Raw genomic sequence first — 18,691 nt, forward strand, 5'->3', positions numbered from 1 at the left:
TATAAAACTCCTTATGAAGTAGAACAAAAATTTTATCAATTTAAAAATGTAGCATAGGTCTTAGAAAAAATGTCCGACTTTTTCTTGCAAGTCCACACAAAACGAACCGAAACAACTGGCACAAAACGATCCGAGATATCCAGATTTTTTTGAAATGAATAATATCTCTCCCAATGAATTAATGGGGCCAAAAATGCAAACTCTGGAAAACCTTATTAAAAAAAGAATAAATGCAGTGATCGCAATCTTGAAGGATATGGAGAAAAACAAAGTAAACCCAACTTTAGGAATCCTGGAGTCTTTGATGGAAGCTGCAGATCCTAAAAATAATTACGAGAATCGAAAAAGGGATTATGAGGAAGATGACAGCGATCCCGACTTTTATAAATAATTCTCCGATCTTACCCCTCGAATTTCTTAATAAAAACCTCCTTCCCTACGCCTTCCCTTTTGATGTTAAAGGAACAAGCTTTAAAATTCCCCGGAGCGCATAAACCGGCGGGCTATTTATAGCTCCTTTATAATTTTAAAGCCTAATAATAAATCACATCAAAAGGGAATGCGATGGCGCTGAAAGAAGTAAATGAAATGAAGGGTAGAAAATGATCTTTCTTCGCTACTTTTTGCTTGTTTTCGACATCAAAAAGGAAAATGCTCCAGATGAAAAAAGTAAATGGTTTTAAAGTCAGCATTTTAATTAGTGCGTTTTGGGATATTTTGTGATCCTAAAAGCTAATTTCTAAGTTTTGTATTATCAAAATACATCAAATAGTATCAAATTTATTTTCCTAAAAAAAATAGCTCTTAACTTACTTAATATCAGAATATTATTTAATTTTAAAGAGCAAAGTACTTACTTGCCCACCTTTTGATTTGACTTCGCCGGTAAGAGTACCTATCTAAAACATCATTTTTAGAATTTATTGACTCTAAATCAGTATTGGTTTGAGGCAAACTACTATGATTTTTTAATCCGTGAAGGCTTTGAAAGATTAATAACCATTAAACTGAAAAAACTATGAAAGAAAACACGCATCCATTTTTAGTAAGTATGCATTCCCTGGAAACTAAAATAGAACAGCTCACCAGGGAATTCAGGATACGGCAAATCAAAGACCCAACACTTATTCTTCTGGATAATGCCGATTTTATACAATTATTTAAAATTAGCGCTAAGACCGCACAAAATTGGCGGGAAGAGAGCCTTATTGAATTCGCCCAGGTAAAAGGTAAGATCTATTACAGTCTAAAGGATATTAAAGATTTTATCAATCGGCATAGAAAAAAACAGACTTAGCCTTATAATTCTTAACAAAATGATTTCGGAAATCTCTGTTCCCATTCAGCTATTTATAGATGCACAGCAACAAGGCTATGCGAAAAAGCTCCAATTCTTTTTAGCTTTAAAATTGCTTTATAAATGCGGAAAAACAGAACTGGATGATGGCGAGCTTTTATTTTTAGAACTCACTGAAGAGATCGGCTCCCGGAAGACCACGCTCAAATACATTGAATTCCTTTTGAGAAAAGGATGGTTAACTTATAATACAAAAACCGGGTATTATATCATAAAATCTTTTGACAGAATACGAAGTGAGAATAACTGGAGGGTTCGGCTTTCCTATCCGGTAGATTTTAATTCTTACCGAAACATTAAAGCAATTACCGGGGCAATTATTTATGGATATCTTCATAAAGACTTCTGGAGAGAAGTAAGGAGAAAGAAAAGCGTACAGATAAAAGGCAGTACCTATCATTTTCTATCTCCTCACTTTAATTATAAAGAAGCTCCTGCGCCCCTTTCTGTTTTGGGTATTGGTAGTATTTTCAAAATTTCAGCAACCACAGCTTCCCGACTTAAAAATTACGCCTTAAAGCAAAAGCTTTTGGAGGTCAAAAAGAACTATGGGGCAATAATTCCAAACAAAAAAGCGATGGAACTATGTTTAGACTACAATGATAAGCCAAACAATATTGTGTTTGTAGAAGGAAACTACCGTTTTCAGCTAATTGATACTATTTTACCTCTTTTTCTTTTTAAAAAACGGAAAAAGCTGAAAACATAAAGAAAAGGTTTATGGAGAAAATTAAAATTAAACAAACTTGTTGGCCAAAGTTTGATTTGTTTAAGCGCGATAGCGCCTTTGTTCCTCTTTGGGGCAAAACCGTAACAAAGCTAGTTTACAACTAGTTTGTGGCTTGTATACTACTTGTTTCTTACTTGTCCATTTTTTGGACTAGTTGAATTTATTCGTACTATATTATTTAGAAGAGTACCAAATGGAAGCGTAACAATAGATCTTGACAGCAAAAAACAATAATCACAATTTATCAGCTGTTGCCTATGAGAAGAAGATAAACAAAACGGAAAAAAAGCTTTGCTAATCTGTTTTAACCTTTCAATAGCCAGATTTTTTTAATTTTTTTCTGTTAACTTTAATAATCAGTAAACTACCTCGGGGTATTACACCATTTGGCGGTGCCAATAAAGTCATTATGCTAAAAAACAAACAACCAGAACAATCTCCAAAAAATGAAGCGGTACTTCATTCGGGTGGGAAAACATTATTTTTCAATAAGGAGTATATAAGTGAATTTGTTTACGGAGGTATAGATGGAGCCATAACAACCTTCGCTGTCGTAGCCGGTGCCGAAGGTGCCAGCCTCGGGATCTCTGTGGTGATTATTTTGGGATTAGCTAATTTAATAGCAGATGGATTTTCGATGTCGGTAGGTAATTTTTTTTCTACTAAAGCCGAAAAAGACAATTTTGATAAACACAGGCAGGTAGAATATTGGGAAATTGAAAATTTAAGGGAAAAGGAAGTTCAGGAAATAAGAGAAATTTATAGCGCGAAAGGTTTTAGTGGAGAATTACTGGAGCAGGTAGTAGAAGTAATAACAGCCAATAAAGATGTTTGGGTAGATACTATGATGAAAGAGGAACTCGAAATGGTTAGGGGTGAAAAAACGCCCTATAAAACAGCCGGAGTCACCTTTATAAGTTTTATAGCAGTTGGCGCCGTTCCCTTGCTTTCCTATGTATTTATGAGTAATGATACCACCAACCTAAATTCTCAACTTTTTCTTTACTCCTGTATTCTTACCGCAGTGGCACTTTCAATTGTGGGAGCACTAAAAAGTTTGGTAACTGAAAAAAATGTAATAATAGGAATTCTAGAAACGCTATTATTAGGTGGAATTGCAGCTTTTCTTGCTTATTTTGTAGGAGATGTACTGGAAAAAATGTTTTTATAAGTGTTTTAATGAATACGGTTTGATTAGCAGAGTATTACTTAATTTGAATATTTAAATTCATTTTAGGCCAGGCCATCCTCTTTTTTCTGGCTTTTTTGTTCCATCCAAAGTTGTTCCTGCAACTTTTCCATATCCCTTTCTACCTTCTCATCTAAAACCTTAGCATAAATTTGAGTTGTTTTAAGTGACCTATGTCCTAACATCTTGCTTACAGACTCAATAGGAACCCCTTTAGATAGCGTTACAGTGGTTGCAAAGGTGTGCCGGGCTAAGTGAGTTGTAAGATTCTTTTTAATGCCACAGGCATTTGCTATTTCTTTTAAATATGAGTTATACTTCTGGTTTGATAAAATAGGTATTACCCCCTTACCTGTCTTTACCCGAGGGTGATCTTTATACTTATCCAGGATCGCTTGTGCAACATCCAAAACAGGTATACTACTAAGCGATTTTGTTTTTTGTCGTTTTGTTTTAATCCAATTTTTACCATTTATATCAGGTATAATTTCATCTTCCGATAGTTTTTCTACATCGGCAAAGGCCAGCCCGGTATAGCAACAAAACACAAAGGCATCCCGAACCATATCCAGGCGCGGTAAGTCAAATTCCTTTTCCACCACGCACTGAAGTTCTGCATCTGTTAAATATTCGCGTTCTGAAGATTTCCATTTTCCTTTCCAATGGAAAAAAGGATCTTTTTCTATCCATTGGTTCGCGTAGGCAATTCGGATAATCTTTTTAAAATTTACAATATACTTTTGCGCTGTATTATGAGCACAGTCCTTTTCTGATTTTAAAAAATGATCAAAACCGGTAATGAATTGATGATCTACATCTTCTACTGGAATATCTTTAGACCTATACCTAAATGCCAGATAATCTTCAATGTGCTTCTTGCAGGCATTATATCGTTGCAAGGTTCCTTTGGTATAGCCTTTTCCAATTAGTTTTTCCATTTCATCATTATGATCCTGGAAAATTTCAACCAACATATATTGTTTTTCCTCCTTGCCCAAATAGATATCTTTAATAATCCTGGCAGAAATCTTTTTACCTTCTCTTACCAAACGATCGTGAATCTCATATAAGGAAGCTCGCATATCATCAAGGTATCTTTTTAATGCTCTTGCTTGCACGGAATTCCCCCGGGCGCTATTGGTTTGACTATTCCATTTACTCGCATCAATTTTTCTGGATGTTGTAAAATCTGTACGCTTACTATTGTAGGTAAGACGAGCGTAAATAACAGCTTCTGTACTTTGTTTAGAAGTCGTTTTCTTTGGATAAAAAGTAATAAATAGTGCATTGATCATCGGTGCTTGTTTTAAATATGCACCTCAAGGTATAAAATTAAAGTGTTAAGAAAACGACGCAACTAATTTATTAACAGGTCATTAGGAGTTTCGAGGTGCATATAAATTTGTAAAAAAATATGCACCGAATTCAGCACCAATAACTTAGGTGTTTTTGTGTTATTTTGACATTTCTGGGAATAAAAAAAGCCTCTAAATGACTGATTTAGAGGCTTTTGAGTGATTTTTGGTGCTTTAAAAGCGGTCTGGACGAGACTCGAACTCGCGACCCCCTGCGTGACAGGCAGGTATTCTAACCAACTGAACTACCAGACCGTTGCGTTATTGCGAGTGCAAATATACACCTGTTTTATAATTACACAAACCTTTTTTAAAAGTTTTTTTAAGTTTTTTTTCGGCGAATTAGGCAAACTTTTGTCTTTCAACAAAATAAGCCATCAAAATTTTATCGAAGTTTTTATTGATGTCGGCTTCTACATAAGTAATTTTATATTTAGCACATTCCAATTTAAGGTCTTCAACATATTCTTTCACCGCTTTTTGATAACTTTTCTTAATATTATCCGAATAGAGATCTATTTCTGCTCCGGTTTCCACATCGGTAAATCGTTTCGGTATATTTTCAAAATCAAATTCCAATTCACGCTTTTTATCCATAACATGAAACAACACCACTTCGTGCCTATTATACTTTAGGTGTCTTAACGCTTCAAAAAGGGCCGCTTCTTCGGTATCGGCCTGGAACATATCGGTAAATAAAAAAACCAGGGAACGTCGTTTTAATTTTTCAGCAATCTGGTGAAGAAACGTATAAGTTTTGGTCTCTTTGTGCCCGGTTTTCACCTCCAGGCTTTTGTTTAAGGCATCTAGCAGCCTATATTGTTGCCGGTCACTGCCTTTTTCAGGGGAATAAAACTCAAATTCATCGCTATAAATACTAAGGCCCATAGCGTCTCGCTGGCGCTTTAGCATTTGCATAATACTGGCAATAGATAGCACAGAAAACCCAATCTTATTAAGTGAATTTATAGAGAATTTATTCACCTGGGGATAGTGCATGGAAGCCGAATTGTCCAAAATAAAATGGCAACGTAAATTGGTTTCCTCTTCGTAGCGTTTTGTATAAAGCTTATCGGTTTTGGCAAAAAGCTTCCAGTCTATATGCTTGGTGCTTTCACCATTATTGTAAATCTTATGTTCAGCAAATTCAGCCGAAAACCCGTGAAACGGACTTTTATGAATTCCCGAGATATAACCTTCTACAATTTGTCTTGCCAAAAGCTCTAACTGCATAAAACCCCCAGCCGAACTATATATTTCTTCCTTTAAATTCATAAGCCTCTAATATAAGAAAAGCCCGGGTTAAAGCACTGCAGTTAAAACCAAATAAACTACCTCGAGGCAAGCCCACAACACATTCGCTGAAAAAAAATTAATTTTTAGGCAAGCTTCGGGGTATTACACCCTTTGGCGGCACCAATAAAAAACCCGGCACAAGACCGGGTTTATCATTATAAATGCTAAAACTTATAGCAATTCATCTAAAGCTTCAGCATACGTGTTTTTTGGCGCAACGCCTACCTGGCGGCCTACTACTTCACCATTTTGAAAAATAAGTACGGTAGGAATATTTCTTACTCCATATTTCGCAGCAAATTCCTGGTTGGCATCAACATCTAGTTTTCCTACAACAGCTTTCCCGTCATATTCAGTACTAATCTCGTCAATGATTGGGCCTACCATTCTACAAGGTCCACACCAGGCAGCCCAAAAATCTACCATAACAGGTTTTTCGCTCTTTAGCACCTGTTCTTCAAAATTCGCATCAGTTATTTCAATAGCCATAATTGTTTATTTTTTTCTGTTATACTTAAATCACAAAATTAGTCAATTATTTTTGCTTTCCTTACACAAGTGATATTGTATTTGGTTATATACTTATTCAAGGGATTTATTTGGCGGTTACCCCAGGCTTGTAGCCCGGGGTCGGGCTTTCAGCGCTACATGGTAGCCGGCTTCAATCCCTAACCGGAAAAATCAGTGAGCAGTTGGCTGGTTGGCAGTAAGCAGTTACAGTAAAAATAATTATTATTGAATACGTGACCTATATAGACGACTGCAAGTTCCCAAAGAAATTAAAATAACAGAGAACAAAAGATTGCCACACCCACAACTCACAACTCACAATTCACAACTGAGAACTGAAATCAATTCAACTTATACATAACCTGTTCTTCTTCCAGCGTATGTAATAGCTCTTGCGATATTTTCACCTTTTGCTTTTTACTGGGCATATGCAGTTTCACCTGTTCTTTCATCTCATACACCACAAAATTCAATTTATGATCTCCCCTATGGGTTCTAAAAACATCTTTAAACCAATCGATTTTTTCTTCCTGAAGATCGGCAATATCCAGCTGTATAGTAAGCTTTTTAGCAAACTGGTCCATCACATCATGTAACAAGTAAATATTGTTAAATTGAATACGTGGCTCTCCTTTTTTGCCTGTTTCCTTATTAGTCCAGCCTTCTTTCACAAAAATCTTGATATGCACAAAAGAATTTGGAACCAAGAAATGCCTAAATTTGAGATATTCTTCTCCAAACATCCTAAATTCATATGTATCGGTATAATCTTCTACCGTAAACATAGCCCAACCTTTCCCCATTTTTGAAACACGGTGCTGCACATCGCTTATCACGCCTCCAAAAGTAAGGTCTCGATTTACGCATTTTTCAAGATCCTGGAATTCTCCCAGCTTAGAATTGCAAAAATAATTCATCTCATACTTGAAATCGTCCAACGGATGGCCCGAAATATAAATCCCTACCACTTCGCGTTCTTTTCTAAGCTTCTCCATAGTACCCCATTCTTCACAAGGCGGCACTACCGGTTCTGGGATTTGCACCTCACTGGCTTCCCCAAACAAACTTACCTGGGAAGAATTTTCATTCTCCTGAAATTTGGCCGCATATTTTATCGCCTTTTCAAGAAAGGTGATTCCATCGCCATCGTCGTGAAAATATTGTGCACGATGGGTATCTCCAAATCCGTCAAAACCACCCGCGAGCGCCAGGTTTTCAAAAGCTTTCTTGTTGGCCGCCCGTAAATCTATACGTTTTGCCATATCAAAAATAGATTTGTACGGTCCGGCTGCGGTTTTTCTGTTTTCTACAATAGTTGCCACAGCGCCAGAGCCTACTCCTTTAATAGCTCCCATCCCAAACCTAACCGCGTTATCTTTATTCACCGAAAACTTATAAAAAGACTCGTTAACATCGGGGCCAAGTACCTCTAGTTTCATGCGTTTGCATTCTTCCATAAAAAAGGTCACCTGCTTAATGTCATTCATATTGTTTGAAAGCACCGCAGCCATATATTCTGCCGGATAATGTGCTTTTAAATAAGCTGTCTGATAGGCTATCCAGGCATAACAGGTAGAGTGCGATTTGTTAAATGCATAGGCAGCAAATGCTTCCCAGTCTTTCCAAATCTTTTCCAAGACCTCTCTTGGGTGGCCCTTAGATTCTCCACCGTCCAAAAATTTTGGTTTTAGTTGCTCGAGTAAGGCAAAGATTTTCTTACCCATGGCTTTACGTAAAACATCGGCTTCACCTTTACTAAATCCCGCCAGTTTTTGCGAGAGCAACATCACCTGCTCCTGGTAAACGGTAATCCCGTAAGTTTCTTGCAGGTATTCTTCCATTTCGGGTAAATCGTAGGAAATCTCTTCGTCTCCATGCTTACGTGCAATAAAACTCGGAATATATTCCATAGGTCCCGGACGGTAAAGAGCATTCATGGCAATAAGGTCATCAAAAACCGTAGGCTTAAGATCCTTCATGTGTTTCTGCATTCCCGGCGATTCATATTGAAAAATCCCTACCGTTTCCCCACGTTGGAAGAGCTTATAGGTTTCTTCATCATCTAACGGGAATTCATCGGGTACCAAATCAATATTATGCCTGCCTTTTACTATTTGAACGGTATCTTTAATTAGGGTTAATGTTTTTAAACCCAGGAAATCCATTTTTAGCAGTCCGGCATTTTCCACCACCGAGTTGTCAAACTGGGTTACATAAAGATCAGAGTCTTTAGCGACCGAAACAGGTACATAATTGGTGATATCACCCGGGGTAATAATCACCCCACAGGCGTGAATACCGGTGTTCCTAACCGAACCTTCCAGGATTCGGGCCTGATTTACCGTTTGCGCTTCCAGGTCGTCTCCTTCCGCAATATTTAAAAGTTCATTTACTTTTTCTAAATCCTCGCTCCTAAATTTCTTTTTAAGGTCTTTGTCGTCCAATCCAAAGATCTTTCCCAGCTTGGACATAGTAGGGATCAATTTAGAAATCCTGTCGGCATCACCTAACGGAAGGTCAAGTACCCTGGCAGTATCCCTAATGGAAGATTTTGCGGCCATGGTACCGTAGGTGATAATCTGTGCAACCTGGTTAGCACCGTATTTCTCAATTACATAGTCCATAACCCTGCTTCGACCTTCATCATCAAAGTCAATATCAATATCGGGCATACTCACACGATCTGGGTTCAGGAACCGCTCAAAAAGCAAATCGTACTTAATAGGATCTATATTAGTAATTCCCAAACAATAGGCCACTGCACTTCCCGCAGCCGACCCACGACCGGGACCTACCGAAACATCCAGGTTTCGGGCCTCCCTAATAAAATCTTCCACAATAAGGAAGTAACCGGGATACCCGGTATTTTCAATTACCGAAAGCTCAAAATTTAGTCGTTCTTCAATATCTGGTGTGATTTCCCCGTAACGCTCTTTGGCACCAACAAAGGTAATGTGCTTTAAATAAGCATTCTCTCCACGTTTACCACCGTCTATTTTATCTTCTTCTACTAAAAACTCCTCAGGAATGGTAAAAGCAGGTAAGAGAACATCTCGTGCCAACTCAAAAGGCTCAATTTTATCTACAACTTCCTGCACATTACTAATAGCCTGGGGCAGATCTTTAAAGAGATTTTTCATCTCTTCGTCACTCTTAAAATAGTATTCCTGGTTGGGTAAACCATACCTATAACCACGTCCGCGGCCAATTGGCGTTGCCTGTTTTTCACCGTCTTTTATACAGAGCAAAATATCGTGGGCATTGGCATCTTCTTTTGCGCAATAATAGGTGTTATTAGTAGCTACCAGTTTTACGTTATGCTTTTTGGCAAAATCTACCAGCACTGTATTTACGCGATTTTCATCTTCCTGGTCGTGGCGCATAATTTCAATATAGAGATCGTCGCCAAACTCTTCTTTCCACCATAACAAAGCTTCCTCTGCTTGTTTTTCACCTACATTCAATACCTTGCTGGGAACTTCCCCGTAAAGGTTTCCGGTAAGCACAATAACATCTTCTTTGTATTGCTTTACAATCTCTTTATCTATTCGGGGCACATAATAAAACCCGTCGGTATAGGCTTTAGAAGACATTTTGGCCAGGTTGTGGTAGCCTTTTTTATTTTTGGCCAGCATCACCACCTGGTAACCATTATCTTTTCTGGATTTATCGGCGTGATTCTCACAAATAAAGAATTCACAACCTATAATAGCTTTTAATTCCCGGGCGTCTGCAGGTTCGTTATTGGCCAGGGCAGCTTCGTTTTTTGCTTTTACGGCTTTGTTATAATCTCCTACTTCTTTTACAAAGTGAAAAGCCCCCATCATATTCCCATGGTCGGTAAGGGCTACAGCAGGCATGTTTTCTTTTCCTGCAACGCTTACCAAATCTTTTATACTTATGGTTGACTGTAATACGGAAAACTGGGAATGGTTATGTAAATGTGAAAAAAGGACCTCATCAAGTTTTTCGAGGTTTTCTTCAATTTCTTCGGTAGTAATTTCCTCGGAAGGCTCCTGTTTCTGAAGCTTTTTCCTTATTTTATCGGAAGCTTTTTTAAGATTGATATGCTTTAAGCCAATAAGCTTTATAGGCTGCGGATTGGCCTCTGAAAAATTTTCAAAATAATCATCAGCAACATCAAGCTGCTCGCTGGTATAGGCTCTTTGGCGCACCAACTCTAAAAAACATCGGGTAGTAGCCTCTACATCGGCAGTAGCGTTATGCGCTTCTCCAAAAGGCTCTCCAAACAAATATTCGTGTAATTCGGTTAGGGTGGGTAATTTAAACTTACCGCCACGTCCGCCGGGAATTTTACACATTTGGGCGGTCACCTCGGTACAGGTGTCTAAAACCGGTAATTCCTGCAGGTTATTTTCCATGGTTTCCCTATAGAATTCGGCACCCATTATATTAATATCGAACCCCACATTTTGACCAACAACAAACTTTGTTTTACTCAAAGCTTCCTGAAACTTCTCCAACATTTCGCTAAGCGGAATACCTTCTTCGGCGGCAAGCTCGGTTGAAATCCCGTGTACCTTTTCGGCATCATAAGGAATATTAAATCCCTCGGGCTTCACCAGGTAATCCTGACTTTCTATAAGCCTACCCATATCATCGTGCAATTGCCAGGCAATTTGAATACATCTTGGCCAGTTGTCAGAATCGGTTAAAGGGGCGTCCCAACGTTTGGGAAGACCGGTAGTTTCAGTATCAAATATGAGGTACATGTATGGTAAATATTAGGAATTAATCTGAATATCAGTCGATTGACCCAGGAATTCAAACCAATTGATTTGAGGCTAAAATTACATATAATTTAGCGCAGCTTCAAGCTTATCTTTCAGGATTTATTAACGACTTCCATAACATTAGTTTTTAGTTGCTTTTAGAATTTAGCACAAAAAAACCTCACAGAAACCGTTGAACGATATACTGTGAGGCTCATACGAACACTAAAAACTACTACTTCAATCAAACATCTGTTCGCATAATTTTTATTTTTCTTATCAGGTCTGTAATTTTATTCCTTTTAATTTATTGAGGGCTGCAACAATTCCGTTTTTTTGCTTCAGCAATAAATTTGCTGTAGTTGGTGGTATCTCCGGGTTTTTTAAAACTTCTTCATATTCATTTGCCGCCACCTGCTCGCCCCTAACCGCCTCTTCCAGGGCAGCTTCATCTTTATTAGAAGATAGGCTGCTCTTAAGGTTCATCCAGGTACGATGGGCGTCTCCGGCCAAACTGCTGCCCCTTTCAGGGTTTTCACCAAAATCGCGAATCTCAGTTTCAAGTTCGTGCCCAAAATCGTAACGTTCCTGGGCCCGTTCAGAGAAAAATGCTTTCAGTTGCGAATCTTGTGCGTTTTCAGCGGCATATTGATAACCTTTTTCGGCGTCCTTGTTCTTTTTCAATAATGTATTTAGCTCGCCGGCAACTTTTTCAGAATAGTTCATAGGCAATCTTTTTAACGTAAAATTGAACCCTAAAGATAAAACGCAATTCTTACAGCAAAAAGCTGTTTAACAGGCTTTAGCACTAATTAACTGCTTTTAACAACTATGTTACTTTTGTAGAAAAAGTATTTCTTGATTTTTCTGGTTCTATGCCAATTTCAAGACTATAAATTTATTTACGGCCAACCTCTTGTGTGTTAGAAAAATATAGTATCTTTGCGGCCTTATTAATAACCGGGGTCGGGAACCCCACAATTTAATTTTTATGCCAGTAAAATTAAGATTACAAAGACACGGTAAAAAAGGAAAACCTTTTTATTGGATCGTAGCCGCAGATGCGCGTGCTAAAAGAGATGGTAAATTTTTAGATAAAATAGGAATTTACAATCCAAATACCAATCCTGCAACTATTGAGTTAGATGTAGACAGTGCGGTAAAGTGGTTAGAAAATGGTGCACAACCAACCGATACGGCTCGTGCTATCCTTTCTTACAAAGGAGCTTTACTTAAAAAGCACCTTGCTGGTGGCGTTAAAAAAGGCGCTTTAACTGAAGAAGAAGCTGAGAAGAAATTCGAAGCCTGGTTGGAAGAAAAAGAAGCTAAAATCGCCGCTAAAAAAGATAACCTAACTAAAGAAGAGCAAGAAGCTAGAAAGAAAGCTCTTGCAGCTGAAAAAGAGGTTAGCGACAAGCGTGAAGCTGAGGCTAAAGAAGCGGCAGCTGAAGCTGAAGCAGCAGCAGTAACCGAAGAAGGTGAACCAGAGGCAAATGCTGATAAGGAAGTTGATCAAGAGACTGCCGAAGAAGCAAAAACCGAAGAGAAAAAAGGCTAAAACCTTAACTGGCGATGACTAAAGACGAGTGTTTCTTTTTAGGTAAAATCGTTGGTAAATTTAGCTTTAAGGGCGAGGTGCTTATTAAATTAGACACCGATGTTCCCGAAATGTATTTAGAAATGGAATCAGTACTCATTGAATATAATGAGAACCTGGTTCCATTTTTTATTGAACGTAGTAACCTGCAGAAAAGTAGCTTACTGCGTGTTAAATTTGAAGATATTGAAACTGAGGAGGATGCCGAAGACCTGGTAGGCGCCCTCACGTATCTTCCGCTTACTATGCTTCCGGAACTGGAAGACGATCAATTTTACTTTCACGAAATTATAGGCTTTGACGTAATAGATGCCACTCACGGCAATATTGGAAAAGTCACTTCTGTAAACGACAGTACAGCACAAGCTCTCTTTGAAATAGAAAAGGATGGCAAGCAAATCCTTATTCCTATAAACGATGAGTTTATAGACAAAATAGACAAAGAAAATAAAGCTATTTATGTAAGTACCCCTGAGGGTCTCGTGGAATTGTATTTGAATTAATTTTTTGCTTGCTACAAACTAATAATTATTTAGCTGGTTAGTAAGTATTCGAGGTATCCTGCTTTTACTATAATAGGTATGCATAATTCTAAAATGCATTATAAAGCCATTTTAACTTTAATACTAAACCCTATTTTAATTGAGAACTCCTGAACCGCAGGATCTCCTTGTCCGGTTTTCTTATTGCCCCACCTGGAAAACAAGAGGCCTTTTTATTCGCACCACCACAGGGTATAATACCCCGGGGCCTGCCTCGAAATTAAAATTTGTTTCCAACGAATACCTCGAGAGGCTCACCCCGTGATAATTTGCTTTTAGAAAGTTTACTACACAAATCTGCTATATTAAAGCACTTATCCATCTGTTAAAGAATAAGCAAAAAGAACCACAAAACCAGCTTAAACTATAAACTTTAATTGTGTTTAAGGGTGAAAATCAGCAGTTGTATAAAAAATCAGGTTATTTGAAGGAATAATTTATAGTTAGAACCCATTGCCACTGATTTTTTTGCTTGCTTTTCTTTGAAATTAAAGCCCCGTTTTCTTAATAATTTGTTCAACACTTTGTAATTTAGTTTCCTTAAATCTAAAGTAATAAAATGTGCCTCTAGAATTTTTCAAAGAAAACGAGCAAGTATTTAATACCTTATTTGAAGCGGCCTCTGAAGGTGTTGTGGTTGTAAATGCAAAGCAAATAATAGTCACGGTAAATACAGCGGCCTTAGAAATGTTTGGCTACAGTAAAGATGAACTTTTAGGAGCGCACCTCAACATTCTTATTCCAGAAAAGTATAAGGCTAATCACTACGAACATTTTGATAGTTTCATGGAACATAGCGAAAAGCGAAGAATGGGCCATGGCAGGGAATTGTTCGGAGTGAAAAAAGGTGGAGAACAATTTCCGGTAGAAGCAGGATTAAATCCGTTTAAAGTTGATGGAGAATGTTTTGTAATGTCTTTAATAGTAGATATTACAATTAGAAAAGAGAATCAGCGTCAGATTAGAGAATTAAACACTGAACTGGAAGGCAAGATAAAAATTAGAACCCAGGAGCTTAGCAACACAGTTGATAACCTTGAAAAAGAAATCGCCAAAAGAAAAGAGGCAGAAAAGCGTATTAAACTAGCTTTAAAACAGGAAAAGGAACTCAACGAGTTGAAAACAAAGTTTCTCTCCCTGGTTTCGCATGAATTTAAGACTCCGCTTAGCGGGATACTTACGTCTGCTCTTTTAGCTGAAAAATACACCCAAACCGAGCAACAGACAAAACGAACCAAGCACCTTACCACAATAAAAAACAAGGTGCATTATCTAAATAATATTCTTAATGATTTTCTTTCACTGGAACGCCTGGAATCAGGAAATGTAAATTATAAATACACAGCCTTTAGTCTCAACAAATTAGTGAATGAGGTAATTTACAATGCCAATGTTACGCTCAAGTATGGGCAGGAAATAGATTATAACATTGATATGGAGGATATAACCCTGTATCAGGATGAAAAAATATTAGAGCTTATCTTATCAAATTTAATTGGAAATTCTATAAAATACTCACCAGAGGATTCTACTATCTATTTTAGGATCTATTCAAAGGATAAAAAAATTATTTTTGAGGTAGAAGATGAAGGCATGGGAATTCCCCAAAAAGATCAAAAACATATTTTTGAGCGTTATTTTAGAGCCGAAAATGCCTTATTAAATCAGGGTACGGGTATTGGGCTTAATATCGTTAAAGTACATGTTGAAAATATGGGGGGAACCATATTTTTTGAAAGTGAAGAAAATAAAGGTTCTAAATTTACCGTAATACTACCCAACCAAAACAGATAAATATCGTCTGGGTGTTAATTGAAAATAGCTTAAAATGAAAAAAATACTTTTAATTGAAGATGATGTAACTGTAAGAGAGAACACTGCAGAATTATTGGAGTTGTCAAATTATGAAGTAGTAACTGCCCCCGATGGAAAAAAAGGGGTAGAAAAGGCTAAAAAAGAGATCCCCGATATTATTGTTTGCGATATTATGATGCCAGAACTTGATGGCTACGGAGTACTCAACAAACTGTCTGAAGATCCGGAGACGAAAGGCATTCCCTTTATTTTTCTTTCGGCAAAAACAGAGCATAAAGATGTAAGGAAAGGGATGGACCTTGGCGCAGACGATTATCTCACCAAACCTTTTGAAGAGGAAGACCTGGTAAGCGCTATTGAGAGCCGGTTGGCTAAAATAGCAATTATAAAAGCACAGAAGAATACTAATGAGAAGGAAGCTATCCAGAATTTATCGGCATTTCGAAGCATGATGAAAACCAGGGAGCAGGTACATTTCAAAGCCGGAGAAAATATTTATGAAGAAGGAAAATCTTCACTTCATTTTTATATGGTGGGCCGCGGAGTGGTAAAAGCTCATAAGTTTGATAGTCGTGGAAAAGAAATGATTACCGAATTATATAAAGAAGATGATTTCTTTGGAAACCTAAGCTTTAATAAGAATTCGGCTTATGGAGAATATGCTACCGCGATGGAAGATAGTTTGCTATATGTGGTTTCTAAAGATGATTTACGCGATATATTAAAAAACAACAGTACTATTAGCATAGAATTGCTACAGGAAATGGGAGACCATCTAATGGGGGTAAAAGAACAATTAATGGAAGTTGCTTATGCTTCGGTAAGAAGAAAAACAGCACGCACCATTTTATTATTTGCACATAAAATAAAGAAAAACCCGTTGCATAGTATTAGGATTTCCCGGGCCGATCTGGCGGGGGTAGCGGGTATTGCTTCAGAAACTTTAATAAGAACACTTTCCGATTTTAAAAAAGAAGGACTTATAGAAATTGAAGGAAGAAATGTAAAACTACTGGACGCTGAAAAACTGGAGCATATTAGTTAATTTCATAAAGACCTGACGGCAATCATATTTGGGATTGATCTTTCACGCTATTTTTGGCCAAAATTTAGTGCTGAATTTCAAGCTCATGAACGTTTTAATACTTACAGATTTTTCTACTCAGGCATTTCATGCTGCCAATTATGCCCTGAACTTAAGTTCTGGGAACTCCCATTTTTACGTGCTTCATGCATCTAATGGGGAAGGTACACAGGTAGAGGAATCACTTTTAGCATTAGTAGATAAACTTAAAGAGCAACCTGAATCTGAAAAGCATCGTTTTTCGGCACTTCCTTTTTCAGACAACCTTATTTATGCAACCCGTAAGGCTGTTATAGAAAATCACATAGACCTTATTGTTATGGGGGCCTCAGGGAAAAATACGTCTAATTTTCAAGGGCTTGGCGGTAATACCTGTAGTGTGGCCAAAAAAGTGAAATGCCCGGTTTTGGTAGTCCCTAATTGCGATTTTAAAGAATGGGAAAAACTATACCTTCCATTAGACTTACGCTTCCCGGTGAATATCGAAGCTTTGCAATTACTTGAAAAACTGCCGGTGGTAAAAGATGCTGCACTAAACGTATGGGGCTTTGATTTAAAAGATTCTGGTATAGAGATAGATGATTTTAATTTGATTGACTACAAAATAAACCAGCAAATTTTAAAACATGAATCAGATTTTCTGGAAAGTTTTTGGCCCGAAGCCACTTCAAAAGCCAATTTAATCTTATTTTTTGCCCGTCAACTCCATATAACAGAGAAGCTTTTAAATAGGCTTTCTACGGTAGAAACAAGAAAACAAGACCTTCCCGTGCTTATACTTCATGAGTAGACTTTTAAAGTTTGGTTAAAGTTTCTCACTAGCTTATTAAAATATAGCTTTTAGATAATTGTGCTTTTGCAATTTATCAGAGAAAAACCTAAGTTTATGCGCGTTTCCTAAAAAGAAATATTGCTTTTATTTGGAAGAAAAAAATGAAAGCTGATACTTTTGGGTACAGGATGTTAACTTTATATAACCAAAACAATGAAGATTAAACAAATTTTTGAAAACAATAAGGAATGGATTCAGGAAAAACTAAAGAAAGATTCAGATTACTTTAGCAACCTTTCTAAAGGTCAGGATCCAGATATTCTCTATATAGGATGTTCAGATAGCAGGGTTACGGCTGAAGAATTAATGGGTGTAGCACCAGGCGATGTTTTTGTACATAGAAATATTGCCAATATGGTACCGAATACCGACTTAAGTGCTATGTCTGTAATAGATTATGCTGTTGCACACCTTAAGGTGAAACACGTTGTAGTATGTGGTCATTATTATTGCGGAGGCGTAAAAGCCGCTATGCAATCTCAGGATTTAGGTATTTTAAATCCCTGGTTAAGAAATATTAGGGATGTATACCGTATTCACCAGGCCGAGCTGGACGCTATTAAAGACGAAGAAGCAAGATATAAAAGACTTGTAGAATTAAATGTACAGGAGCAGTGTATTAATGTTATAAAAACTGCAGAAGTACAGAAAGCGGTTTTAGATAGAGGTATAGCCGTACACGGTTGGGTTTTTGACATTCATTCTGGTAAGCTGATTGACTTGAAAATTGACTTTTCAGAAATCCTGAAAGATGTAATGAAAATCTATCATTTAGATAGTTAGATATTTTAATTATCCGCTTTTCTTTAGAAAATAATTATTTAGATTAAATTCTAGGGGAAACAAACATTTCTAAAAAGCTGTCTGGGAAAAGTTTAAAATTTTTCCAGACTGTCTTTTATGCTTTACTTTCCCTTGCCTGAAATATCTTTAAATATAAATGTGAAGACATTTTTCGGGCATTATTTTTAGCCCGGTTTGCCAGTTCTCCACTAAATAATTGGTCTATAGTTTCAAACCACAGGTTTAACCATATTCCAAAGTGATAAGAAGCAATTTCCTGATTGTTTTCCTTATCTACCTTTACATGGACTTTTTGCGGATTTCCCTTGTACAGGGCCTTAAAAAAAAGGTTGCTTTCCCAGAAATCGGTTAATTTTTCAATATGTGCATCCCAATCTCGTATAACTTCATTAAAGAAGTGACCAATCTCAGGGTCTTTTCTTACTTTTTTATAGAAATTGCAAACAAGTAAATAAACATCTTCCCGGGTTTTGATATCGGCTGGCATAAAAAGCTTTTAAAAAATATTAATAATGATAAAGATAGCAGATGTTGCCAGACTTATTAATAAGGAATTGAATATGATTTTTGGTTTAAATTGAGCTAAAACCAAAGCGTTATAGCCCATACAAACACTTACAACAATAAATAGTTGAAACATATCAAAAAGCGTATGTCCCTTCATTAAAATTAACATAGCAGCTACAGATCCCAGGCAACTGGAGGCAATAATCCCCAAGGCATAATGGGCTAAGCTCAATTCTTTAAAATCTCTCAGTAAATTATTGTAAAGTTTCATAATTTTTTGATTTGAGATCAAATTTACGGCATGAGCAAAACCCGGCTTATGAGTGAAATCATAAGCCAA

Annotated in this window: 17 protein-coding genes and 1 tRNA gene; 10 read left to right on the forward strand and 8 right to left on the reverse strand. The window is 37.1% G+C overall.

Annotation, left to right across the window (positions count from 1 at the left end):
* The first annotated feature begins 154 nt into the window (after positions 1–154).
* From I6U49_RS12755 to I6U49_RS12770, 4 genes are all read left to right on the forward strand, one after another.
* Positions 155–391, forward strand: a complete 237-nt coding sequence (locus I6U49_RS12755; protein WP_198629101.1) for a BfmA/BtgA family mobilization protein — start codon at positions 155–157, stop codon at positions 389–391.
* A 627-nt stretch (positions 392–1,018) separates the two neighbouring features.
* On the forward strand, positions 1,019–1,297 hold the full coding sequence (locus I6U49_RS12760; RefSeq protein WP_198629102.1) for a helix-turn-helix domain-containing protein: 279 nt from the start codon (positions 1,019–1,021) through the stop codon (positions 1,295–1,297).
* A gap of 19 nt (positions 1,298–1,316) precedes the next feature.
* The gene (locus I6U49_RS12765) at positions 1,317–2,066 is read left to right on the forward strand and encodes a hypothetical protein (RefSeq protein WP_198629103.1); all 750 of its coding nucleotides are present in this window, start codon (positions 1,317–1,319) and stop codon (positions 2,064–2,066) included.
* A 430-nt stretch (positions 2,067–2,496) separates the two neighbouring features.
* Complete coding sequence (locus I6U49_RS12770) at positions 2,497–3,258, forward strand: VIT1/CCC1 transporter family protein (protein WP_198629104.1); 762 nt, start codon at positions 2,497–2,499, stop codon at positions 3,256–3,258.
* A gap of 62 nt (positions 3,259–3,320) precedes the next feature.
* On the opposite strand, the gene I6U49_RS12775 is transcribed toward I6U49_RS12770, so the two are convergent.
* The 6 genes from I6U49_RS12775 to I6U49_RS12800 all read right to left on the reverse strand — a co-directional run bounded on the left by I6U49_RS12775 (position 3,321) and on the right by I6U49_RS12800 (position 11,896).
* Positions 3,321–4,571 carry a site-specific integrase gene (locus I6U49_RS12775; protein ID WP_198629105.1) on the reverse strand — a complete coding sequence of 417 codons (1,251 nt, stop codon included), beginning with the start codon at positions 4,569–4,571 and terminating at the stop codon, positions 3,321–3,323.
* 241 nt (positions 4,572–4,812) lie between these two features.
* Positions 4,813–4,886 (reverse strand) — tRNA-Asp (locus I6U49_RS12780).
* 87 nt (positions 4,887–4,973) lie between these two features.
* Positions 4,974–5,906: a DUF58 domain-containing protein gene (locus tag I6U49_RS12785; protein WP_193710223.1), complete on the reverse strand. Its 933-nt coding sequence runs from the start codon at positions 5,904–5,906 to the stop codon at positions 4,974–4,976.
* 192 nt (positions 5,907–6,098) lie between these two features.
* Positions 6,099–6,416, reverse strand: coding sequence for a thioredoxin (gene trxA / locus I6U49_RS12790; protein ID WP_057482647.1), 318 nt, complete (start codon positions 6,414–6,416; stop codon positions 6,099–6,101).
* Between the two features lie 362 nt (positions 6,417–6,778).
* On the reverse strand, positions 6,779–11,170 hold the full coding sequence (dnaE, locus tag I6U49_RS12795; protein WP_198629106.1) for a DNA polymerase III subunit alpha: 4,392 nt from the start codon (positions 11,168–11,170) through the stop codon (positions 6,779–6,781).
* Positions 11,171–11,449: 279 nt separating this feature from the next.
* A complete protein-coding gene (locus I6U49_RS12800; protein WP_198629107.1) occupies positions 11,450–11,896 on the reverse strand; it encodes a ferritin-like domain-containing protein in 447 nt (148 codons plus the stop codon).
* 265 nt (positions 11,897–12,161) lie between these two features.
* Here I6U49_RS12800 and I6U49_RS12805 point away from each other — a divergent pair, with 265 nt between their 5' ends.
* From I6U49_RS12805 to I6U49_RS12830, 6 genes are all read left to right on the forward strand, one after another.
* Positions 12,162–12,728 carry a 30S ribosomal protein S16 gene (locus tag I6U49_RS12805; RefSeq protein WP_193710218.1) on the forward strand — a complete coding sequence of 189 codons (567 nt, stop codon included), beginning with the start codon at positions 12,162–12,164 and terminating at the stop codon, positions 12,726–12,728.
* A gap of 14 nt (positions 12,729–12,742) precedes the next feature.
* A complete protein-coding gene (gene rimM, locus I6U49_RS12810) occupies positions 12,743–13,270 on the forward strand; it encodes a ribosome maturation factor RimM (protein ID WP_198629108.1) in 528 nt (175 codons plus the stop codon).
* 600 nt (positions 13,271–13,870) lie between these two features.
* Entirely contained in the window at positions 13,871–15,103 is a 1,233-nt protein-coding gene (locus tag I6U49_RS12815) for a PAS domain-containing sensor histidine kinase (protein ID WP_198629109.1), read from the forward strand.
* 34 nt (positions 15,104–15,137) lie between these two features.
* On the forward strand, positions 15,138–16,169 hold the full coding sequence (locus I6U49_RS12820; protein WP_193710215.1) for a response regulator: 1,032 nt from the start codon (positions 15,138–15,140) through the stop codon (positions 16,167–16,169).
* A gap of 85 nt (positions 16,170–16,254) precedes the next feature.
* A complete protein-coding gene (locus I6U49_RS12825) occupies positions 16,255–16,998 on the forward strand; it encodes a universal stress protein (RefSeq protein ID WP_198629110.1) in 744 nt (247 codons plus the stop codon).
* A 195-nt stretch (positions 16,999–17,193) separates the two neighbouring features.
* Positions 17,194–17,823 (forward strand): carbonic anhydrase, encoded by a 630-nt coding sequence (locus I6U49_RS12830; RefSeq protein ID WP_198629111.1) that lies wholly within the window; start codon positions 17,194–17,196, stop codon positions 17,821–17,823.
* Between the two features lie 115 nt (positions 17,824–17,938).
* Here the strand turns inward: I6U49_RS12830 and I6U49_RS12835 are convergent, their stop codons facing one another.
* Both I6U49_RS12835 and I6U49_RS12840 read right to left on the reverse strand, forming a co-directional pair.
* The gene (locus tag I6U49_RS12835) at positions 17,939–18,331 is read right to left on the reverse strand and encodes a group III truncated hemoglobin (protein WP_198629112.1); all 393 of its coding nucleotides are present in this window, start codon (positions 18,329–18,331) and stop codon (positions 17,939–17,941) included.
* Between the two features lie 9 nt (positions 18,332–18,340).
* Entirely contained in the window at positions 18,341–18,622 is a 282-nt protein-coding gene (locus I6U49_RS12840; RefSeq protein ID WP_193710211.1) for a hypothetical protein, read from the reverse strand.
* Positions 18,623–18,691: the final 69 nt, after the last annotated feature.

Origin of the sequence: Salegentibacter maritimus, from assembly GCF_016236915.1 — a bacterium.
Classification (GTDB): Bacteria; Bacteroidota; Bacteroidia; order Flavobacteriales; family Flavobacteriaceae; genus Salegentibacter; species Salegentibacter maritimus.